Source organism: Paenibacillus xerothermodurans (genome assembly GCF_002220865.2).
Lineage (GTDB): Bacteria > Bacillota > Bacilli > Paenibacillales > NBRC-103111 > Paenibacillus_S > Paenibacillus_S xerothermodurans.
Genome location: NZ_NHRJ02000020.1, coordinates 40,202 through 62,829 on the forward strand (window position 1 = coordinate 40,202; position 22,628 = coordinate 62,829).

The following is a 22,628-nucleotide window of genomic DNA, read 5'->3' on the forward strand; positions in this document are numbered from 1 at the left end:
GTTGTGGATAAGGCACGTGTCTCCCCACACTCAATTTTTGCACCATTCGGGCGGATATTGCTGATTTGCGCGGAAGATTGAGCGGGCAGGTAAAGGCACCCGCCAATCCTTTATTTTTGCTAACGCCAGGCATTGATATAAACAGCGATATATGCCGCCCCTTGCCTTTCCAGCCGGTTTAGAATCTTGCAATCTGGCAAAGCTAATAGAAAGTAGCTTGATAGGGGAAGGATGAGGGTTATGAAACAAATCATTTTGATTACGGACGGCCTGTCCAATGTAGGAATCAGTCCGGTGATCGCTGCGGCACATGCGAAAGCGGAAGGCATCATCGTTAACGTGATAGGTTTGGTCGACTCGGATGGTTTTGACGATGCGGCGCAGGAGGAAGTTACTGGAATTGCCCATGCGGGAGGCGGTATGAGTAGAATGATTTCTAAGTCGAAGCTTTCGCAGACAGTGCAGATGATGACCCGTCAGACCGTAACACAGACCATTCAGCAGGCTGTCGGCAAGGAACTGAGCAATATACTAGGCAATGACCGTTTAGAGAGCCTGCCTCCGGAGCAGCGCGCAAAGGTTGTGCAGGTCATGGACGAATTGAGTGAAACGGCTGCGTTAAAAATTGCATTGCTGATTGACACGAGCGCTAGTATGAAGTCCAAGCTTCATGCGGTAAAGGAAGCGATCTATGACCTTCAACTCAGTTTGCAAGCCCGGAGCGGCGTGAGTGAAACTGCAGTTTTCCATTTTCCGGCGTCCGCCGATAGTTCCCGGGAAGTTGAAATGGATTTGGCGTGGACTCGCGACCTTGCAAATCTGAACCGTTTGTTTTATAAATTAAACATGAAAGGGACGACCCCTACCGGACCGGCGCTGACAAAAGTAGTGCATTTTATGACCGACGGCGAGGAGCTGAGCGGAGCAGGTCCTCGCGGGTCTAAGCGAAATGGGCCGGCGCGCCTGTCGACCAGCAAGGATGGGATATTAAGTGACTACGTCGTTTGAGCGTGAATGGCAGCCGGGCACCACACTAAACGGCAAATGGAATAAAAGGCAATATCGCGTGGAGCGGGTGCTTGGCGCCGGAGCTAACGGTAAAGTCTATCTGGTGAGTCGCGGTAAACTCGCCTATGCGTTAAAAGCCGGGTACAGCCCTGCAGAACATCAATCCGAGGTAAATGCGCTAAAAGTGCTGTCCGAATCAAACACTTCGTTTCAAAATTATTTGTTTGACGTGGATGATTATCATTTCGACGGCACAGATATTCCTTTTTATGTTATGCGCTACGTCGACGGACAGAGCATGACAGATTTTTTGCTGCGTCACGGTCGGGATTGGGTGTATCTCATCGGGTTGAACACGCTTAGGAAGTTGACGGAGCTGCATTCGGAAGGGTATGTATTCGGCGACATCAAGCTGCAGAATATGCTCGTAGGCGGGTATGGCGACGTCGAGTTAATCGATTTCGGAGGCGTAACACCTAAGGGACGGTCGGTGAAGCAGTTCACCGAGATTTACGACAGAGGCTATTGGGGAGCGGGGGCACGTATTGCTGATGAGGCCTACGATCTGTTCGCGTTCGCAGTGCTGGTGATAAGCAGTGTACAATCCGCACACCGCATGGCAGTTATCGACAAGCTGCTTCCTCAGACGCGAAGTGTGGATGTACTGCTCGACATGCTGAACACAACTGCAGCATTGCAGCCGGTGGCTGTGCCTCTGCGCAGGGCACTGTTGGGTCAATACCACACTTCCAAACAGGCATTGGCAGACTGGCGCAAACAAAGCTTGCGTCAACCGTCACTGGCTCATCCTCCGTCAGGACGCGCGTCTTGGTTGAGATTGTGCTTCGCCGCATCTCTGTTGCTTTTCGGGTTCAGTTTATATATGTATTGGTGATGAGCCCCGTCTGGAGCTCCGGTGGGCGTCAGGAAGAGAGGACTGACAGGATGAATTTGCTCAACAGGATTGAACGAGAGATTATCGCCGAGCGGCTTTTAGAACGAGGGGACTGTATTGTAGCTGCGGTGTCAGGTGGACCTGATTCCGTAGCGATGCTGCATGTTCTTTTTTCGTTATCGGAACGCTGGGGCTGGAGAATTATAGTAGCGCACGTGGACCATGGCTTTCGGGGCGAAGAATCGGCGGGTGAAGCGCAATTTGTGAGCGCACTTGCGGATCGGTTCGGCCTGCCATGTGAGATCGTACACGTGGATGCGCCGGCATATATTAAGGAAAGCGGCATGAATCCACAGGCTGCTGCACGTGAGCTGCGATACCGGTTTTTGTACCAGGTGGCGGCAGCGTCTGATGCGAACCGGATCTGCCTCGCGCATCATGCCGATGATCAAGCGGAGACTGTGCTCATGCGCGTGCTGCGTGGCACCGGCCCTGCCGGATTGACTGGAATTCCCAGGAGGCGCACGGAAAAAGATATGGAACTTGTCCGCCCTCTGCTCCGTATATATAAAGATGAAATCTTAGAATATTGCAAAGTCCACAATTTGGAATACTGTGTGGACAGCAGTAATCTAAAGCGCAGCTATTTGCGCAATGAAATACGGCTGGATCTGCTACCACAGCTGCAGCAGCGTTATAACGAGCAGCTGCCCGAAGCTTTGAACCGCCTCGCGGACATGATGAGCGCAGAAAACGACTATCTGGAGGCACAGACACGCAGCTTATTTGATCAGTTTGTCAGAAAAGAAAACGATTGCGCGGGCTGGTCCAGAAAATGGTTTTGCAGTGTCCATGTTTCTTTACAAAGGCGTTTGATTAAATTAATATTAAATTATCTTGCTGTTGAAGCGGATTCCATAGATTTTATCAAGCTTGAGCAGATACGTGAAGCTATTCTCAGGGAGGAGCCCTCCAACCTGAGCTTGGATATAGGCGGCAACGTCAAGTTGACAAGGGAATATGATCGGATTTTACTACATATTTATGTGGTACCGCCTATCCCGTTTGCCTATCCGGTACAATTTCAACAAGGGAGTGTAGTCGTTCCGGAGACGGGCGTGAGAGTGGAGTGCGTTTGGATGGAGCGGAATTCATCTGCCGCGGGCACCGAGATTTCCACGCAGGACCGGAATGTCGCCTGGTTTGATGCGGAGAAACTTCATTTTCCGCTGCAGGTTCGGAGCCGCGTGCCAGGGGATAGAATGAGTCTTTACGGACTAAAGGGGTCCAAAAAGGTAAAGGATATCTTCATTGATGCAAAAGTTCCACCAAGCGTGCGCAATCATGTGCCGATTATCGCCGACGGTGACGGTTCGATTATATGGCTGCCCGGTGTTCGCAGATCATCGCATGCACCTGTGACCGCCGATACCCAGTTGATTTTGTGCATGAAGCTTCAGTTGCCGGGCAAGTAAGTGTCCGCGCGCGATGGTAGTATAATATGTTTTAATCATTCCAAGTAGGAGGTTCTCTCTTGCAAAACGACATTCAAGAAATACTGTACACCGAGCAAGAAATACAAGACAAGGTTAAGGAAATGGGCCAACAGCTCAGCCGTGATTTCGAGGGTCGCAATCCGCTAGTGATCTGTGTGCTGAAAGGCGCATTTATTTTTATGGCGGATTTAGTTAAGCAGATGACGGTCCCTTTGGAGCTGGATTTTATGGCTGTTTCCAGTTACGGTCAGTCGACGAAATCTTCAGGGGTTGTGAAGATCATCAAGGATCTGGATGTGCCGGTCGAAGGCCGCAACATTATCATTGTGGAAGATATCATCGACAGCGGACTTACCCTGAGTTATTTGATCGATGTACTTGAGCGTCGCAATGCACTATCGATTACCGTGGCGGCTTTATTCGATAAGCCTGCGCGTAGAACTGTGGAGTTGGATGCAGACTATAAAGGGTTTGTTATCCCCGATGCCTTCGTTGTTGGATACGGCCTGGATTTCGCCGAAAAGTACCGCAATCTGCCGTATGTCGGGGTGCTAAAACCGGAGGTGTATTCCCATTAGCATTTCTTGTGATGCCAAGACTTGCTGTGGTACAATAAAAAAAGTTGTCGTTTTTGAGAGGAGGTAGGGGATGAATCGAATCATTCGCAATACAGGCTTTTATTTGCTTATTTTTTTGGTCACTGTCGGTATTGTTCACTTTATCAGCACGCAAAATGATCAGAGAGACGTAATCAGCTACGACGAACTCCGGCAGACCTTAATACAAAATAATGTAGAATCGGTCAATGTGAGATTTGACGGATACACATATTTGGTCCGCGGTGATTACAAGAATCCACCTGCACCGGATAAACAGACCTTCGAGACCAGAGCACCTTATGATCCGGAGGTTATCCGTTTGATCGAGGCTAGTGAAGTGCCTCCGGGTGGCTTTGTCGTGGAGGAGATGGAAGAGGGTAACGTTTGGATCAGTTTCCTCACCTCCATCATTCCGTTCGTCATCATTTTCATCCTGTTCTTCTTCTTGTTGAATCAGGCACAGGGTGGCGGCGGTAAAGTCATGAATTTCGGCAAGAGCCGAGCTAGGCTTTATAACGAAGAGAAGAAGCGTGTCACCTTTGAAGATGTTGCGGGCGCGGATGAGGAGAAGCAGGAACTTGTTGAGGTCGTTGAGTTCTTGAAAGATCCTCGTAAATTTGCCGCTGTCGGGGCACGAATTCCGAAGGGTGTATTATTGAACGGCCCCCCTGGAACAGGGAAAACCTTGCTTGCCCGAGCGGTAGCAGGTGAAGCGGGCGTGCCGTTCTTTAGCATAAGTGGTTCGGACTTTGTAGAAATGTTCGTCGGTGTCGGTGCATCCCGTGTGCGCGACCTGTTCGAAAATGCGAAAAAGAACGCTCCATGTATCATATTTATAGATGAAATAGATGCGGTGGGCCGTCAACGGGGCGCCGGTTTAGGCGGCGGACATGATGAGCGCGAGCAAACTCTCAATCAGTTGTTGGTTGAGATGGACGGTTTCGGCGCCAACGAAGGTATTATTATAGTGGCTGCCACCAACAGACCGGATATTTTGGACCCTGCTCTATTGCGCCCAGGCCGTTTTGACCGTCAAATTACGGTGGACCGTCCGGATGTGAAGGGACGGGAAGCGGTATTGAAGGTTCACTCACGCAACAAGCCGTTGAACAAAGATGTGAGGATTGACGCATTGGCACGGTACACCACTGGCTTTACCGGTGCCGATTTAGAAAATCTGTTGAATGAAGCAGCATTGATCGCAGCACGCCGCAATCGTAAAGATATTTCAATGGATGAGTTGGATGAAGCGTTCGACCGTGTAGTGGTAGGTACGCAAAAGAAAAGCCGTGTGATAAGCGAACGTGAGAAGCGGATGGTCGCCTTCCATGAAGCCGGACATACCATCGTTGGCTATCACGTCGAAAACGCCGAAATGGTGCATAAAGTGACGATCATCCCGAGAGGTCGTGCAGGTGGATATGTCATGATGTTGCCGAAAGACGGCGAAGATCGTTTAATGAACACCAAGAACGAGCTGCTCGACAAGGTAACCGGACTTTTAGCCGGCCGCGTGGCGGAGGAATTGTTTATTGGAGAGGTTGGCACGGGCGCGTACAGTGACTTCCAGCGTGCAACAACGATTGTGCGCAAGATGATCATGGAATACGGTATGAGCGACAAACTGGGTCCTATGCAATTCGGTAATGTGCAGGGACAGGTGTTCCTGGGCCGTGACTTAGGCCACGAACAAAACTACAGTGACGCTATTGCGTATGAAATTGATCAAGAAATGCAATCAATTATCCGCTCCTGCTACGAGCGAGCGAAAGAAACGTTGGAGAAATACGCGGACGAGGTTCGCTTAGTCGCAGAGACGCTTATGGTGCGTGAAACCTTGGAGAAAGACCAGATTAAGCAGTTGATCGAAACTGGCAAACTGGATGATGTCGCAGCAGATGTGAAAGTCAATATTCAAGGTCAGCAGACGACTTCGGAAGCAAACAAATTGGGTTTCGATAAGCCTGCAGCCGAAGACGAAAACAAAGACACTTAAAAGCTATTCTCAACAAGTCGATGGCATATCATTATGCTGTCGGCTTTTTTTTATCGGGCATCGGTCATCTATGACATTTGTTGACAAATCATGTGGTTGGAGGAGTGTGTCGACATAGGGCGGTAAGGGCGCGTGAATCCGGGATTTTCGCGTTATTTCATGATTGACAGCGCCCGTGATGTTGTGTAAATTAGGTGTAAATCTAAACAATATGTGAACTATTTCACAGGTGTATCAATTGCTCATTCTGCGGGTACGGTGACCGAAAGGGGACGTATGGTAAATGGAGGCTTTAGCGTTAGAGCGGAAAGAGGACCAGAAGCGGCAGTTGAAGGAACGAATCGCGCGGCTAAAAAAAGAACGAAACGCCATTATTCTCGCTCATTATTACCAACGGGATGAAATTCAAGAGATTGCAGATTTTCGCGGCGACTCCTTTTTGTTGGCTCAGAAAGCGGCTTCAACCGACGCGGACGTCATTGTTTTTTGTGGAGTTCATTTTATGGGCGAGAGCGCAAAGATTTTAGCTCCTAGCAAGACTGTGATAATCCCTGACGAGCGGGCCGGCTGTCCAATGGCGGACATGGTGAACGTGGAGGGCCTCCGAGCGTTGAAGCAGCAGCATCCCAATGCAAAAGTAGTCGCTTACATCAATACGTCAGCGGAGGTTAAATCGGAAACCGATATATGCTGTACGTCCGCTAACGCTATTAAGGTCATCGAATCCGTAGATGCGGATGAGATTATCTGGGTACCGGATAAGAATTTGGGTGATTACGTGTCCAAATTTACGAGCAAGAAAATGATCATCTGGGAAGGTTACTGTAATACACATGATATGCTCACCGTCAAAGACGTGGAGGAAATGAAAACGCAATATCCTGACGCGCAATTCGTCGTTCATCCGGAATGCAGGCCGGAGGTCGTCAAGCTCGGTGATTTTGTTGGCAGTACTACCGCCATTATCAAATACTGTAGGGAATCGGATTGCCAAGAGTTCATCGTAGGTACGGAGGATGGAACGGGTTATCAACTTCAGCTGGACAGCCCGAACAAAAAGTTCCATTTTGCCACCAAATATCTCGTTTGTCCCAACATGAAGGTGAACAATTTAAAAAAGGTTGTCCGCTGTCTTGAGACAATGCAGCCTCAAATTTATGTTCCGCCGCAGGTCGCCGATCAGGCCAGAGCGTCCTTGGAGCGCATGTTACAAGTGAAGTAGCATGCGCTGCTCTCTTGTAGATGGAGGAGAGTGTGCTGATGATTCCGCGCTATTTGGTTGATTTTAATCTCAATGAACTGCCACGAGTACGGACTGAAGTCCTCGTGATTGGTGCTGGAATTGCGGGTCTTTTTACCGCTTTAAAAGCTGCCGAACGGTATAAGGTGACTATGATCACCAAAAAAACACTGCTTGATAGCAATACACGCTATGCACAGGGCGGAATCGCGGCGGTAACAGCACCTGACGATTCGCCTGCTTGTCACAGCCAGGATACGCTGCTCGCGGGTGCTGGCCTTTGCTCGCGATCGGCCGTAGACGTTCTGGTTCATGAAGGCCCTGCAGGGGTAAAAGATCTGATAAGCATGGGTACGCAGTTTGACCAGGAACACGGAACATTTGCTTTGACTAAGGAAGGTGCGCACAGCAGGCGGCGCATTTTGCACGCCAATGGGGACGCGACCGGGGCGGAGATTGTACGAGCGCTCTCCACACGAACAAAGCAGGATAACAATATTGAGGTATGGGATGACCATTTTGTCATTGATTTGATCACTGATAGCGGCGAATGCATGGGTGGATTGGTGCAGACACCTAATGGCCGGATGATTTTCGTACAGGCGGACGCTACCATTTTATGCACAGGGGGTGCGGGACAACTGTTCCGCTACACAACGAATCCCGACATTGCCACTGGAGATGGTATCGCAATTGCTTACCGGGCCGGAGCATTGATACAAGACGTGGAATTCATACAATTTCATCCCACGGCGTTATGTTACCCTGGGGCACCGCGTTTCCTCATTTCAGAAGCGGTGCGAGGCGAAGGGGCTGTTTTGCGGAATATCCACGGCCACCGTTTTATGGAGAAATATCATCCGCTGCTCGAACTTGCCCCACGTGATATTGTTGCTCGCGCTATCGTCGATGAAATGGAGGAAACAAAGTCCACCTTTGTCTACATAGATTTTACGCACGAGGCCGAACACACGGTCAAGCAGCGCTTCCCCACCATCTACGAGTTTTGTTTGACTTATGGCCTTGACTTATCCTCGGATTGGATACCTGTAGCGCCCGCAGCCCATTATATGATGGGCGGGGTGAGAACGGATTTACACGGGGAAACAGAGGTGAGGCGCTTATTTGCATGCGGCGAGGTGTCATCCACGGGAGTGCACGGGGCTAACCGGCTCGCCAGCAACTCCCTGTCGGAAGCCATCGTGTTTGGGCGTAGAATCATAGATCGCATCCATCAGCTCGCCCCTCTCGCACGCAGGATATGCATCATGGATTACGAAGCGCGGACGGAACCTGCAAGACAACCGATAGTGGAAAAGAAGCTGAAATTGCAGAAGCTTATGTTGCGACATGTAGGTGTGAAGCGCACAGCTAAGGGTTTACAACAGGGCTGCCGTGAGCTGCGTCGGCAACTTCCCATTTTTAGTACATGTATGACTAAGCGGGAAGAATATGAGTTTGCCAATTTGCTTACGTGTGCGCTTTTGATCGCAGATGCGGCGCTGCTCCGCGAAGAGAGCCGTGGCGGGCATTACCGTGAGGATTTTCCGGAGAAGAATGATCTCATCTGGCAAAAGCACACCGTTTTTAGCCGAGAACATGGGGCGTTGGGGGGACGAATCGAGGATGTATGAGCTGCCAATGGAATCTGTGAAAAGAAGCCTCCAGCTATGGTTGGAGGAGGACATCGGCATGGGTGACGTGACGACTATGAGCACAATCAAAGAGCAGCACCGCTCTAAGGGAATCATTCACGCTAAGGACGACGGTGTAATCGCCGGCCTGCCAGTAGCGCAAGCGGTATTCAGCCTGGTGGATGGCGGCCTGCATTTCGATCTTAAGGTGGCCGAGGGCCAGCTTGTCACCAAGGGTACAATACTGGCCGAAGTATACGGCAGCACACGCAGTATATTGCTCGGAGAACGGTTGGCACTGAATTTACTGCAGCGGCTTTCCGGCATTGCTACGCGTACGCGGCAGTATGTGGATGCCCTGCGGGGTCTGCCGGTCAGACTCGTGGACACACGCAAAACCACCCCCGGACACCGGTTGCTAGAAAAATACGCGGTTCGCGTAGGCGGCGGACACAATCATCGTTTCGGGCTATTTGACGCTGTCATGATCAAAGATAACCATATCAAAGGCTCCGGCGGCATAACGGCTGCGATTCGTGCCGCACGTGACCGAATTCCGCACACGATGAAGATAGAGGTTGAGGTTGAGAGTATGGAGCAGCTTGAGCAGGCGTTGTCTGCCGGGCCGGACGTGATCATGCTCGACAACATGTCACCTGAACAAATGCGTCAGGCGGTGGCGAGAATGAAATCTCAAGCGCCGCATATTCTGATAGAAGCGTCTGGCTCGGTAAACTTGGAAACGATTCGCGCTATCGCTGAAACGGGTGTCGATGTGATATCCGTCGGGCGGCTCACATACTCCGTGCAGTCGCTCGACATTAGCTTGGACCTCAATGAGCAGAAGGGAGCGCCTGCATGATTTTAGTAATAGATGTGGGCAACACGAACATTGTACTAGGCATCTATGATGGAGAAAAGCTCCAGCATCACTGGCGGCTCAGCACCAATAAGTCTACAACGGTGGACGAGTATGGCATGATGATTTATAACTTATTCCAATTTGCAGGCATTGAGCTGCAGCAGGTGCAGGGTGTGATCATTGCATCCGTGGTGCCGCCACTAATGTTTGTGTTGGAACAATTATGTACAAAATATTTAAACAAGGTGCCCCTTATCGTTGGACCTGGGATAAAAACAGGTCTCAACATACGTTATGAAAACCCCAGAGAAGTCGGTGCCGACAGGATCGTCAATGCTGTAGCCGCCATCGAACTATACGGGCCGCCTTGTATAGTGGTAGATTTCGGTACGGCGACTACATTTGACTACATAGATGCAACGGGGCAGTATATAGGAGGGGCGGTTGCACCTGGCATCGGCATTTCGACGGAAGCTTTGTATCAACGTGCGGCGAAGCTGCCGCGAATCGAGCTCGTGCCCCCAAAAAGCGTCGTCGGGCGCAACACGGTGGCCTCTATGCAGGCGGGCATCATCTATGGCTTCGCCGGCCAGGTCGATGGCATCGTTCAGCGCATCCGGGAGGAATATCAGGTGAAGCCTCGGGTAATCGCCACAGGGGGATTGGCTGAGCTTATCTCCCGCCATTCCCGCACAATCGACAGTGTTGATCAGCTGTTGACGCTGCAGGGTTTACGTGTAATTTATGAGCGAAATCAGTGATCAAAAACACCCAGTACTATCACACCACCAAGGAAGGACACTATCATGCGTGACTATCTAATACGAGCTACAGCAATGGAAGGAAAAGTGCGGGCCTTTGCCGTCCGTGCGACAGGGATTGTCGATGAAATCAGGAGACGTCACGAGATGACACCTACGGCTACGGCGGCGGTGGGGCGAACCGTGGCAGCCGGACTGATGATGGGCGCAATGCTCAAAGGTGAGGAGAAGCTCACTATATTGGTCAGAGGCGGCGGACCTATCGGTCAGATCGTGGTCGACGCAAATGCTCGTGGAGATGTGCGGGGGTACGCTGACAACCCGCATGTAGATCTTCCGCTCAACGAAGTTGGGAAGCTGGATGTGGCCGGCGCGGTGGGCAGAGACGGTTTTTTGAACATTATTAAGGATCTAGGTTTGAAAGAGCCGTACCGCGGTAGCATTCCGATTATTTCCGGAGAGCTGGCTGAAGATTTCACTTACTACTTTGCCAAATCGGAGCAGACTCCTTCGGCAGTCGCCCTAGGTGTTTTGGTTGGGGTGGACTTCACCGTCACTGCGGCCGGAGGTTTTGTAATTCAACTTTTGCCCGGTCTGACGGATGATGAGATTGGATTGATCGAGCTGCAGTTGTCACGGATCGCGCCGATCACCACGATGCTCGAAGCAGGTATGGAGCTGGAGGATATATTACATAGGGTTCTCCCTGAGGTTCAGGTGCTGGAAAATATGGGTGTTCAGTTCCGCTGCAAATGTTCTAAACAACGTGTGCAAGATACTCTGGTGTCTCTGGGCCGCGCAGAGCTGCAGCAGATTTTAGAGGAAGACGGCAAAACGGAAGTGGTGTGTCATTTTTGCAATGAGACATATCATTTTGGGGAAGAGGATCTGACAAGACTGATCGCTCAAATGTAATCGGAACAGTGAGTGAACGTGGTCACCAGCTTAATCGAGAGTGAATATACGAGGGGATTGGAAATGCGAAACATTAAGGTCTTGTGGGGAGTCAATGCGGTTTTGCTGATTGTTGTTGTCATCCTTTCCTTCGTATTGTTTGCCGGTTTCTTTACCGAAACCAATGTCGACATGGATCCTGATCACTCTGAACAAAATGAATCAACAAGAACTATTGCGACGATCGGGGAGAAAACCATCACCAGCGCGGATTTGGAGAAGCAGCTGTTACAGAAGTACGGGCGGGAATTGTTAAATCAGATGGTGGATCATGAAGTGGTTCGTATGGAAGGCAAAGCACTAGGCATTACTGTGGAAGAAAGTGAAATCCAGAAAGAACTGAAACGTATGCAGCAGGGGTATGACAGCGAAGACCAGTTTTATCAGGCTATGCGGGAACAGCTTGGTATGACGATGGACGCTTTGAAAACGGATGTGTATGACAAGCTCCTGCTCGAAAAGCTCGCTACCAGGCATGTCACGGTTACGGACACACAAGTGGATGAGTACATTGCTGCTCATCCAGATGAGTTCAGAATAACGCAGCAGCTCCGGTTACAGCAGATCGTGGTCGGCGGGCCGGAGCAGGCTGCCAAAGTGATGGCGGACATAGACAGAGGGCTTGATTTCGCACAGGTCGCTCAGGAGCGTTCCCTCGATGATGCAACTCGGAACAGCGGTGGAGATTTAGGTTGGATCGATGAGGATGATCCGTTTATTGCCGAACCGCTACTGAGTGCGGTGAAGCAACTGCAGATCGGTGACATCAGTGAAGCAATTGCCATTAATGATCATTTCTACATTTTAAAGCTGGTCGATCGAAAGCAGCATCCTACTATGACCCGGGAGCAGATAAGGGAATCCGTGAGAAAAGAGATGGCTTTAAGGGAAGCGCCCCCCCTGAAAGAAGTGCTGAAGATGCTGCGGGAAAAGTGGAACGTTAGCATCCTGATGTAGGGCAATTTGATGTTGACAACCCGTGTTATGGTTGATAAGATAAAGAGAGAATACCTAGGAGTTTACTCGGATATTATTCATTCTTTTTAGGGGGAACGTTTCAATGGCTAAATTAGTGCAGAACATCACGGATTTAATCGGCGGCACGCCGCTCGTGAAATTAAATCGTGTTGTGCCGGAAGGCAGTGCTGAAGTTTATGTTAAGCTGGAGTACCAGAACCCGGGCGCCAGTGTCAAAGACCGCATTGCCATCAGCATGATTGAAGTAGCGGAGAAAGAAGGCCGAATCAAACCGGGTGACACTATCGTAGAGCCTACAAGCGGGAACACGGGCATCGGGCTTGCGATGGTAGCGGCGGCCAAGGGATATAAGGCGATTCTGGTAATGCCGGAGACCATGAGTATGGAACGCCGCAACTTGCTTCGTGCGTACGGAGCACAGCTGGTTTTGACACCTGGAGCGGAAGGTATGAAGGGTGCTATCAAAAAGGCTGAAGAACTGCAAGCTGAGAATCCATCCTACTTTATACCTCAGCAGTTCAAGAACCAAGCCAATGTGAAAGTTCACCGTGAAACGACCGGACCGGAAATCGTGGAAGCCATTAACTCCCATGATGGTAAATTGGACGCCTTTATCGCAGGTATTGGAACGGGGGGAACAATCACAGGCGCAGGCAGTGTTTTGAAGGAAAACTTCCCAAATGTTAAAATTTATGCAGTTGAGCCCAGCGCGTCTCCGGTGTTGTCCGGCGGTAAGCCTGGTCCTCACAAAATTCAGGGGATTGGAGCAGGCTTTGTTCCGGATATTCTGGACACGAAGCTTTATGACCAAGTCATTCAGGTCGACAACGATGCTGCATTCGAAACAGCGCGCCGCGTTGCAAAAGAAGAAGGCATTCTTGGCGGCATCTCCTCTGGGGCGGCCATTTACGCTGCTCTGCAAATCGCTAAAGAATTGGGAGCGGGCAAGCGCGTGGTTGCGATCGTTCCAAGTAACGGTGAAAGATACCTAAGCACGCCATTGTACCAGTTCGAGGACTAATTCATACAGTACCCAAGCCCTTCACACAATGAGGGGCTTTTTTTCATAAGTGAGATCAAGTATACTTAGTCCAACTTACATTGGGCACAAGATATGCAAACGGGGGATAACTCTTGACTATGATAGCTTATCAGCAATGGCAGCAATGGGCCGGCAGCTACACTATGCTGCCCTATGTTGACTGTTATCCGCTGGAATCGGATCGTTTGATTTCCTGGGAACTGGCGTGGCGGGAAGCTTCGCCCGGATCATTCGTCCTAGAGAGCGGTAAGGGTGGACGATACACATACCTTGGCCTTCAGCCTGTGTCGGAGATCCAGGGTAAGGGCAATCAGGCGACGATAACTGAGTTGGCTGAAACTACCGGCGAGTCCCGGCCGAAACGTGTGCACGGTGCTCCCTTACATTTGGTGAGAAGTTGGATGGAACCATTCCGTTCGCCGACACTGGAGGGGATGCCGAAATTTATGGGTGGCTGCGTGGGGTACTGGGCCTATGATGTGGTTCGCAGTATAGAAAATTTACTGGCAGCCGCTTTAGATGATGTGTGCATGCCGGACTACGCTTTTGCCCGGTTCGACCAACTGTGGGTGATAGACCATGAGGCACAGATGCTGTATTGTGTGGTGCATACGCCGCTATTAGCTGAGCCCGTATTCTCGTTGGAGCAATTGTATCAACACGCGCGGCTCACTGCCGCACGGATGAAAGAGCAGTGGGATCGTGCTGCAGCAGTGAACCACTCGGCTCGTTTTGCTGCGCAGCGCGCTGCGAGATTGGCTGCAGCGCAGCATGATCTGCTGGAAGTAGACATCGCGGCCATAGAAGGGATCCAGGCAGATTTCTCAGAGCGAGATTATATTACCGCTGTACGCAGGATACAAGATTACATTGCTGCGGGCGATGTGTTCCAAGTAAATCTGTCCGTTCGGCAGCACAAAAGGTTGAAACAAACACCGGAGGAGATTTTTGAGTGGCTTAGGGTAGTTAATCCTTCACCGTACATGGCTCTGCTGCGTTTCGCCGATTTTCAGTTGGTTTCGGCATCTCCGGAGCTGCTCGTGCAGTTAGAGGGCGATACGGTCAGAACCCGACCGATAGCGGGAACGAGGCCGAGAGGCGGGAATCCGCAGGAGGATCTGCAACTAGCGGACGAATTGATCCACCATGAGAAGGAGCGCGCAGAGCACATCATGCTGCTCGATTTGCAGCGAAATGATCTGGGGCGAATCTCGTCGTATGGGACTGTCCGCGTGGAAGACTTTATGGTCATTGAATACTATTCTCATGTGATGCACATCGTCTCCCAAGTCGAGGGCCGACTGGCAGATGGAAAGCACGCGTACGATGTGATAGCGGCTTGTTTTCCGGGCGGCACGATTACCGGCGCACCCAAAATTCGCACTATGGAGATTATTGAGGAGTTGGAGCCTGTCCGGAGGGGACCTTACACCGGATCATTGGGCTGGATTGACTACAACGGCAATATGGAATTTAATATTATTATTCGTACCTTGTTGGTTGCGGATGGAGTGGGATATGCACAGGCCGGTGCCGGAATCGTGATTGACTCGGTGCCGGAGAGGGAATACACGGAGTCGCTGAACAAGGCGAAAGCGATTTGGAAAGCGATTCAGTACAGTGAAACGGCTGTGAAAAATTTGGTCTAACGGAGGTCCGAGCATGATCCTTGTCATCGACAATTACGATTCTTTTACGTATAATCTGGTCCAATATTTAGGCGAACTGGGCGAACGCGAAGAGGTGCGCCGAAACGATGAAATTGATATAGCGGGCATTGAGGCGCTGCAGCCTGATCATATATTGATATCTCCCGGGCCTTGCACGCCTAATGAAGCGGGCATCAGTTTATCCGTGATTGAGCATTTCAAAGGGAAGATTCCGATTCTCGGCGTTTGTCTCGGCCATCAAGCGATCGGGCAAGTGTTCGGAGGCGATGTGGTGAGGGCGGAACGTCTGATGCACGGCAAGACATCACCAATTATGCATGACGGAAGAACATTGTTCCAGGGTCTGCCCTCCCCCTTCACAGCAACGCGCTATCACTCGTTGATCGTCAAGCGGGAAACTTTGCCTGATTGCTTGGAAATCAGCGCAGAAACCGCCGAGGGAGAGATTATGGCTCTTCGACATAGAGAATATCCGGTGGAAGGTGTACAATTCCATCCTGAATCAATTATCACAGACCACGGTCTGCAAATACTGCGGAACTTTTTGCGCGAAACGGCAGTGAAGTCAGCGTGATAATTAACGTCAATGGAAAACTCATAGATGAAGACAAGGCCGTGGTCTCCGTATACGATCACGGTTTTCTCTACGGTATCGGGTTGTTTGAGACGTTTCGCACTTACAACGGACTGCCGTTCTTATTAGACGAACACATGATTCGCATAACTGCTGGCTGCCAGCAGCTGGGAATAGGTTATACTGCCGACCGAGGGGAGTGGCTCCGCATCATCAAGCAGCTCTTAGATATCAATGGCCTGAGCGATGCGTACATTCGCTTTACCGTCACTGCCGGCACTGACATCCTAGGGTTGCCGGGCGAGCAGTATTCGCAGCCGAATGTGATTGTCTACATCAAACATCTCCCTCCGCGTGATGAAGATTTGTATCTCGCCGGGAAGCCGCTTCAGCTGCTGCGTCTGCCGAGGAATACGCCGGAGGGGGCCGGCCGACTCAAATCACTGCATTATTTGAACAACATATTAGCGAACAGAGAGCTGTCACAATACCCCTGGGCTGCCCAGGCTGAAGGACTGTTTACCGATGCACAGGGATTTTTGGCGGAAGGGATTGTAAGTAACTTATTCTTCTGCGAGGACGGGCGCGTGTGTACTCCTGCCTTGGACAACGGTATTTTGCCGGGCGTTACGCGTGCACTGGTTTTGCGCTTGGCGGCGCAAGCGGGCATCGCAGCTGAAGAAGGCTGGTATACATGGGCGGATTTGATTTGTGCGGATGAGGTCTTTATCACCAATTCCGTCCAGGAGATTATTCCCATTTCCACCTTATATAATACGGTTGGTATGAGTCAGCTCATCGGGGCCGGCAAGGCGGGGGAACTGACACGTCATTTGATACAGATGTACAGAGAGCACATTGAATATTTGGTAAATGAAGGTGAAAAGCAATGATTAAATGGCCACAGGGCATCGATTCACTGCACTGCGGGGGAATTTCATTAGACATAAAGAAGAAGACGCTGATTATGGGAATCTTGAATGTGACTCCGGATTCCTTCTCCGACGGCGGACGTTTCACCGATGTGAACGCGGCCGTAGAGCAAGCCCGACGCATGATAGCCGAAGGCGCTGATATCATTGACATTGGAGGCGAATCCACCCGGCCCGGCTTCCAGGCGGTATCATTGCAGGAAGAATTGAAGCGAGTAATCCCAGCGATTAAAGCCATACGCTCAGCCGGAATTACGGTACCCATCTCCGTGGACACTTATAAGGCCGAGGTGGCGCGACAGGCGCTCGAAGCCGGGGCCCATATCGTCAATGACATCTGGGGATTGAAAAAAGATTCGGCCATGGCGCACATCGCTGCCGAATATGCTTGTCCTATTGTGTTGATGCATAATCGTGTGGAAGCAGTGTATGATAACTTTATTCCTGACGTCATCCATGATTTACTGGAAAGTATTGGACTCGCTCATGCTGCAGGAATCAAAGATGAAAATATTATTTTGGATCCGGGCATCGGATTTGCGAAGTCTTACGAGCAGAATCTCCAACTCATGGGCGAACTGCATCGCATTGTGGATTTGGGGTATCCTGTTTTGTTGGGAACCTCGCGTAAGAGCATGCTGCGCCAGACACTGGACCTGCCACCGCACGATATAGTGGAAGGCACCGCGGCAACGGTTACGATGGGCATCATGCAGGGCTGCCGAATTATGCGAGTGCACGATGTCAAAGCGATGAAACGTGTAGCCTTAATGACAGATGCGATTCTCCGGCAGCAATCACCTGCGCAATAAGAGCGAATTGAATGCACAGCCCCGAACTCGAAGCGCCTTGCGAGTAAGTAATATCCGGTTCTAGACACTGCAGAAAGGCAGCGATGGTATGTGGACAAATTAATGATGAACGGCATGCAATTCTATGGGTTTCATGGTGTTTTCCCTGAGGAGAATAAACTGGGCCAGCGCTATCAGGTGGATGTGGAACTGCATTTGCCGCTGCGCGAGGCCGGCACGCGGGATAACATGGAAGCTACGGTCAATTACGCAGAGGCATACGAGCTGATCAAAGCTATTGTCGAACAAAAAGCGTTCAAGCTGATTGAAGCCTTAGCAGAATGTATTGCATCCGAGCTTCTTCGAACTTATACTAGTATAAATGAAGTTACCGTGCGCGTGCTTAAACCACATCCGCCGGTGGCGATTTTTTTTGATGGCGTACAGGTTGAAATTCATAGAAAGCGGGCATAAAATTTGATGGGCTTAACGCCGCCATTTTACGCATATATAGCCCTCGGCTCCAATATCGGGGACCGTGAGCGGTTTTTGTTGCAGGCCATACGACAGCTGGATGCGCAGGGCAGTATTAAGGTGTCGGCGCAATCCAACATATACGAAACCGAGCCCGTCGGCGTGACCGATCAGGACTCTTTTCTGAATATGGTGATTGAAGTGGTCACCACGCTCGAGCCATTGGAGCTGCTGCAGGTGATGCAAAGCGTGGAGCAGAGTCTCGGACGTACGCGCGAGGTGCGATGGGGCCCGAGAACCATTGATTTGGATCTGCTGTTGTTCGAGGACATACGGTTGAGCGAGCCGCAGTTAACTTTACCGCATCCGCGGATGATGGAGCGAGCCTTCGTACTTGTGCCGTTGGCTGAAATCGTGCAATCACATCATTCTCAGCAGTCTGCCGAATGGACGGCGCTGGCTGAGAGGTTTAACGGAAAGGAAGGCATTACCCTATGGAAAAGAACATAATTGCTCAGCGCATCCGCGCCTTTCGCAAGCTAAAGGGGTTCACACAGAACGAGTTGGCTGATCAATTGGATGTTTCTATTGCGATACTCGGCGCCATCGAAAGGGGCACGCGTAAGCCCGACGCGAAGATCATTGCAAAAATATCTGAAGTATTGGGAATCGACCCCGAAGAACTTTTACCAGTTGCAAAATAACTTCAGAAAGGAGTGAAATCATGTTAAAAATTGGAACTGTTGAAGCGCCTAATAAAGTTGTACTGGCTCCAATGGCCGGGGTGTGTAATCCGGCTTTTCGTTTGATTGCCAAGGAGTTCGGCGTTGGTCTTGTATGTGCGGAGATGGTTAGCGATAAAGCGATTTTGCACGGAAACTCTCGCACCTTGGATATGCTGTACGTGGATGAGCGTGAGAAACCGCTAAGTTTGCAAATTTTCGGCGGGGATACGGAGACCTTGGTGGAAGCAGCTAAATATGTCGATCAAAACACCAATGCTGATATTATTGACATCAATATGGGATGCCCGGTACCTAAAATCACTAAGTGTGATGCCGGTGCACGCTGGCTGTTAGATCCGCCAAAGATAGAGCAGATGATTTCCACTGTCGTAAAATCTGTGAGTAAACCGGTCACCGTCAAAATGCGGATAGGTTGGGACGACGAGCATGTATATGCTATACAAAACGCTAAAGCGGTCGAAAACGGCGGCGGTTCGGCAGTATCGGTGCATGGCAGAACCCGTGTACAAATGTATACCGGGCACGCGAACTGGGATATCATTAAGGAGGTAAAAGAAGCGGTTTCCATTCCGGTCATCGGCAACGGAGACGTATTCTCGCCGGAGGATGCCAAACGGATGTTGGATCACACGGGTGTGGACGGCGTTATGATCGGCCGCGCCGCTTTGGGCAACCCTTGGATGTTGTATCGCACCATCCAGTATTTGGACAACGGTGAACTGCCTGCTGAGCCGACGGGCCAGGAGAAAATCCGCATCGCGCTGCTGCATATGGATCGGCTGGTTGCATTGAAGGGCGAGACTGTGGCTGTAAAAGAAATGCGCAAACATCTCGCATGGTATCTGAAGGGGCTGCCAGGCGCCGCACGCGTTAAGGACCAGATTATGGAACAAACGAAGCGGGACGCCATGGCGCAAGTGCTCCAGGATTTTGTGGCCTCGATGGAAGCAAAAGACGCGTCGGACCAGCATGAGAACGCACCGCTCGTGCATTAAAACAGATGAGTTTTCACTGATTTGGCTGAGATTGACATTTGTATGGGGTTGCAATATAATCATTCAATAGTCATTGCCGGAACACAACAGTCATCAGGGCTTTGATGGTTAATATATTAATTATTAGTGAATTCATAGTCGATGCTTCAGTTCGAAATATGAAAATCTTTCACATGACAGGGGATCGTTGTAATGGCTGAAAAAGAAGTCATCCTGACGCAGGAAGGTTTAAAAAAACTCGAGGAAGAATTGGAACATCTCAAGTCCGTTAAGCGGCGCGAGGTTGCAGAGAGAATTAAAGTAGCGATTGGCTACGGTGATATAAGCGAGAACTCCGAATACGAAGATGCCAAGAACGAGCAGGCTTTTATCGAAGGCAGAATCATGACTTTGGAGAAAATGCTCCGTAACGCCCGGATTATTAACAATGAGGACGTCAGCACGGATACGGTTAGTGTCGGCGCCATCGTGACATTGAAGGATCTGGAGTTTGGCGATGTGGTGGAATATAACATTGTCGGCACTGCAGAATCCGATCCGCTGCAAAACAAGATTTCAAATGAAAGCCCGGTTGGCAAGGCCATCTTGGGTAAAAGCAAAGGTTCGACAGTGGATGTCAGTGTGCCCGCCGGTGTCATTCAGTACGAAATTATCGATATTAAGAAGTAACTGCACACGGTATCCACCCCACACATTCAATAGAAGCTTCCTTCGGAAGCTTTTTTATAATATTAGCCGGCGTGCATGGTCAGCAGTCATCGATTAGAACGCGAGCGGACAACGGTGTCAGAGCGGCGCCGACTGAAGGCGGAATCGGAAACGCACGGGTCTGGCACCGTTGTGGTGATTTTGCATGGTGGTGCCCCGACTTGCAGATAGCACGACACGCCTCGGCGGAGGCAGCGATCTGCCGCACTGCGTTGCACAGCACCGGTTGTGCGTGTACCACAGGTTATACTAATAAGGAGCTGGAACGATGAGTGAAGATCAAGAGCTGAATGAGCTGCTGCAGATTCGCCGCGCCAAATTGGACGAGCTGCGCGGTATGGGCATCGACCCATTCGGTAAAAAGTACGCAGTAACACATCATGCAGAAGAGCTATTTAAAGCTTACGCTGATAAAAGCAAAGCAGAGCTGGACGAAGAAAATGCTCAGGTGAGCGTCGCCGGCAGAATTATGCAAAAGCGCGGTATGGGGAAAGCCGGGTTCGCACACGTGCAGGACCTGACCGGGAAGATTCAAATTTACGTTCGGGAGGACGCCGTCGGCACCACCAAATATCAAGCGTTCGATCTGTTGGATATTGGAGACATCATCGGCATTTCAGGCACTGTATTCAAAACGAAAACAGGAGAGCTTTCAATTAAGGCGACGAACATTGAGGTGTTGACCAAGTCGTTACTGCCTCTTCCTGATAAGTTTCATGGTTTGAAGGATGTTGAGCTGCGTTACCGGCAACGGTATGTCGATTTGATCATGAATCAGGATGTGCAAAAAACGTTCATCCAGCGGTCCAAGATCATTCAGTCGATGCGCCGCTATTTGGACGCCCGCGGATATTTGGAAGTGGAGACCCCCACGCTGCATTCAGTCGCTGGCGGCGCGGCAGCCCGCCCGTTTGTTACGCATCATAATGCTCTGGACATGCAGTTATATATGAGGATCGCCATTGAGCTTCATCTCAAGCGGTTGATTGTCGGCGGCATGGAAAAAGTGTATGAGATCGGCCGCGTTTATCGCAATGAAGGTATTTCAACGCGGCATAATCCGGAATTCACGATGATCGAGCTATACGAGGCTTATGCCGATTACAGGGATATTATGCGCCTCACCGAGGAAATGATCGCCCACATTGCCACCGAAGTGCTGGGCACCACCAAAATCGAGTATCAAGGCCATGTCGTGGACCTGACACCACAATGGAGACGCGTGTCGATGGTGGACGCGATCAAAGAAGTGGTTGGCGTTGATTTCAGTCAGCACATGTCAGATGAAGAAGCCCATCGCTTAGCCAAGGAACACAATGTTCCTGTGGAACCCACGATGACGTTCGGTCATATTGTGAATCAATTCTTTGAAACATTCGTGGAAGAAACGCTGATTCAGCCAACGTTTGTGTATGGCCATCCGGTCGCTATCTCTCCCCTTGCCAAAAAGAACGAGGAGGACCCCCGCTTTACAGACCGGTTTGAATTGTTTATTGTGGCCAGGGAGCACGCGAATGCGTTCACCGAGCTGAACGACCCGATCGATCAGAGGGAACGCTTCGAAGCGCAATTGATCGAACGCGAGCAGGGGAACGATGAAACCCACGAGATGGACGAGGACTTCCTTCGCTCGCTGGAGTACGGTATGCCGCCGACCGGCGGGTTGGGGATTGGCATCGACCGTTTGGTCATGCTGCTGACCAACTCACCATCCATCAGGGATGTTTTGCTGTTCCCGCTTATGCGCGAACGGTAGGGTGAATAGCCGCCTGCACTTGTTCTATGTGAAAAGCGCGTCTTGGTTCGTTCCAAGACTGCGCTTTTTTTGTTATTAGGTAAGAATTACCATTGCTTTTGTGTTTGCGCTTTGTTATATTACTTCTTGTCGCTTGCGGCCGGTCGCTTTTTATACATCATGGATGACAGCAAGTGATAAAAAAACACTTGCAAAGAGGTAGTCGGATGTGGTATATTATAAAAGTCGCCGCTAAACGGACGACATGAATAGAGAAGCCAGCAGCGTCCAGTGTGACGTGGCTTTAAAACCGCAATAAATTGCCCTTTGAAAACTGAACAACGAGTGAGTGTAAAATAAAGAGAATGAAAATTCTCGCTAGCATTAGTTTTTGAGCTTAAGACAAGCTTAGCTGATAGACCGCTGCTACGCAGCACTTTATTGGAGAGTTTGATCCTGGCTCAGGACGAACGCTGGCGGCGTGCCTAATACATGCAAGTCGAGCGGATCTCACCTTCGGGTGAGATTAGCGGCGGAC

The 22,628-nt window shown here is 50.4% G+C and carries 22 protein-coding genes and 1 rRNA gene; all 23 read left to right on the forward strand.

Annotated elements, in window-relative coordinates; all coding sequences use genetic code 11:
* Window positions 1–240 precede the first annotated feature (240 nt).
* Window positions 241–1,008, forward strand: coding sequence for a vWA domain-containing protein (locus CBW46_RS19810; protein WP_089201694.1), 768 nt, complete (start codon window positions 241–243; stop codon window positions 1,006–1,008).
* Window positions 992–1,903 (forward strand): protein kinase domain-containing protein, encoded by a 912-nt coding sequence (locus CBW46_RS19815; RefSeq protein WP_089201695.1) that lies wholly within the window; start codon window positions 992–994, stop codon window positions 1,901–1,903. The genes CBW46_RS19810 and CBW46_RS19815 overlap by 17 nt, the downstream gene beginning before the upstream one ends.
* A 50-nt stretch (window positions 1,904–1,953) precedes the next feature.
* Entirely contained in the window at window positions 1,954–3,378 is a 1,425-nt protein-coding gene (tilS, locus tag CBW46_RS19820) for a tRNA lysidine(34) synthetase TilS (RefSeq protein ID WP_089201696.1), read from the forward strand.
* 59 nt (window positions 3,379–3,437) lie between these two features.
* Window positions 3,438–3,977: a hypoxanthine phosphoribosyltransferase gene (hpt, locus tag CBW46_RS19825; protein WP_089201697.1), complete on the forward strand. Its 540-nt coding sequence runs from the start codon at window positions 3,438–3,440 to the stop codon at window positions 3,975–3,977.
* Window positions 3,978–4,047: 70 nt separating this feature from the next.
* The gene (gene ftsH / locus CBW46_RS19830; RefSeq protein ID WP_089201698.1) at window positions 4,048–5,994 is read left to right on the forward strand and encodes an ATP-dependent zinc metalloprotease FtsH; all 1,947 of its coding nucleotides are present in this window, start codon (window positions 4,048–4,050) and stop codon (window positions 5,992–5,994) included.
* 283 nt (window positions 5,995–6,277) lie between these two features.
* Entirely contained in the window at window positions 6,278–7,216 is a 939-nt protein-coding gene (gene nadA / locus CBW46_RS19835; RefSeq protein WP_089201699.1) for a quinolinate synthase NadA, read from the forward strand.
* A 38-nt stretch (window positions 7,217–7,254) separates the two neighbouring features.
* Window positions 7,255–8,868 (forward strand): L-aspartate oxidase, encoded by a 1,614-nt coding sequence (nadB, locus tag CBW46_RS19840; protein WP_089201700.1) that lies wholly within the window; start codon window positions 7,255–7,257, stop codon window positions 8,866–8,868.
* A complete protein-coding gene (nadC, locus tag CBW46_RS19845; protein WP_089201701.1) occupies window positions 8,861–9,730 on the forward strand; it encodes a carboxylating nicotinate-nucleotide diphosphorylase in 870 nt (289 codons plus the stop codon). The genes nadB and nadC overlap by 8 nt, the downstream gene beginning before the upstream one ends.
* Window positions 9,727–10,491, forward strand: a complete 765-nt coding sequence (locus CBW46_RS19850) for a type III pantothenate kinase (protein WP_089201702.1) — start codon at window positions 9,727–9,729, stop codon at window positions 10,489–10,491. Before nadC ends, CBW46_RS19850 begins: the two co-directional genes overlap by 4 nt.
* Window positions 10,492–10,536: 45 nt before the next feature.
* Window positions 10,537–11,406, forward strand: coding sequence for an Hsp33 family molecular chaperone HslO (gene hslO, locus CBW46_RS19855; protein ID WP_089201703.1), 870 nt, complete (start codon window positions 10,537–10,539; stop codon window positions 11,404–11,406).
* Window positions 11,407–11,469: 63 nt separating this feature from the next.
* Complete coding sequence (locus CBW46_RS19860) at window positions 11,470–12,402, forward strand: SurA N-terminal domain-containing protein (RefSeq protein ID WP_089201704.1); 933 nt, start codon at window positions 11,470–11,472, stop codon at window positions 12,400–12,402.
* A 103-nt stretch (window positions 12,403–12,505) separates the two neighbouring features.
* A complete protein-coding gene (cysK, locus tag CBW46_RS19865) occupies window positions 12,506–13,444 on the forward strand; it encodes a cysteine synthase A (protein WP_089201705.1) in 939 nt (312 codons plus the stop codon).
* Between the two features lie 119 nt (window positions 13,445–13,563).
* Window positions 13,564–15,114: an anthranilate synthase component I family protein gene (locus CBW46_RS19870; protein WP_243633413.1), complete on the forward strand. Its 1,551-nt coding sequence runs from the start codon at window positions 13,564–13,566 to the stop codon at window positions 15,112–15,114.
* A gap of 13 nt (window positions 15,115–15,127) precedes the next feature.
* Entirely contained in the window at window positions 15,128–15,709 is a 582-nt protein-coding gene (pabA, locus tag CBW46_RS19875) for an aminodeoxychorismate/anthranilate synthase component II (RefSeq protein ID WP_089201707.1), read from the forward strand.
* Complete coding sequence (gene pabC, locus CBW46_RS19880; protein WP_089201708.1) at window positions 15,706–16,602, forward strand: aminodeoxychorismate lyase; 897 nt, start codon at window positions 15,706–15,708, stop codon at window positions 16,600–16,602. Before pabA ends, pabC begins: the two co-directional genes overlap by 4 nt.
* Window positions 16,599–17,453 carry a dihydropteroate synthase gene (gene folP / locus CBW46_RS19885; protein WP_111361098.1) on the forward strand — a complete coding sequence of 285 codons (855 nt, stop codon included), beginning with the start codon at window positions 16,599–16,601 and terminating at the stop codon, window positions 17,451–17,453. Before pabC ends, folP begins: the two co-directional genes overlap by 4 nt.
* A 90-nt stretch (window positions 17,454–17,543) precedes the next feature.
* Complete coding sequence (folB, locus tag CBW46_RS19890) at window positions 17,544–17,906, forward strand: dihydroneopterin aldolase (RefSeq protein WP_089201709.1); 363 nt, start codon at window positions 17,544–17,546, stop codon at window positions 17,904–17,906.
* A 6-nt stretch (window positions 17,907–17,912) separates the two neighbouring features.
* Window positions 17,913–18,416: a 2-amino-4-hydroxy-6-hydroxymethyldihydropteridine diphosphokinase gene (gene folK / locus CBW46_RS19895; RefSeq protein ID WP_089201710.1), complete on the forward strand. Its 504-nt coding sequence runs from the start codon at window positions 17,913–17,915 to the stop codon at window positions 18,414–18,416.
* The gene (locus CBW46_RS19900) at window positions 18,401–18,610 is read left to right on the forward strand and encodes a helix-turn-helix domain-containing protein (RefSeq protein ID WP_089201711.1); all 210 of its coding nucleotides are present in this window, start codon (window positions 18,401–18,403) and stop codon (window positions 18,608–18,610) included. Before folK ends, CBW46_RS19900 begins: the two co-directional genes overlap by 16 nt.
* A 20-nt stretch (window positions 18,611–18,630) precedes the next feature.
* Window positions 18,631–19,647 carry a tRNA dihydrouridine synthase DusB gene (gene dusB / locus CBW46_RS19905; protein WP_089201712.1) on the forward strand — a complete coding sequence of 339 codons (1,017 nt, stop codon included), beginning with the start codon at window positions 18,631–18,633 and terminating at the stop codon, window positions 19,645–19,647.
* A 192-nt stretch (window positions 19,648–19,839) separates the two neighbouring features.
* Entirely contained in the window at window positions 19,840–20,316 is a 477-nt protein-coding gene (gene greA, locus CBW46_RS19910; protein ID WP_089201713.1) for a transcription elongation factor GreA, read from the forward strand.
* 307 nt (window positions 20,317–20,623) lie between these two features.
* Window positions 20,624–22,111, forward strand: coding sequence for a lysine--tRNA ligase (gene lysS, locus CBW46_RS19915; protein WP_089201714.1), 1,488 nt, complete (start codon window positions 20,624–20,626; stop codon window positions 22,109–22,111).
* Window positions 22,112–22,528: 417 nt separating this feature from the next.
* A 16S ribosomal RNA gene (locus tag CBW46_RS19920) occupies window positions 22,529–22,628 on the forward strand; the annotation flags it as partial.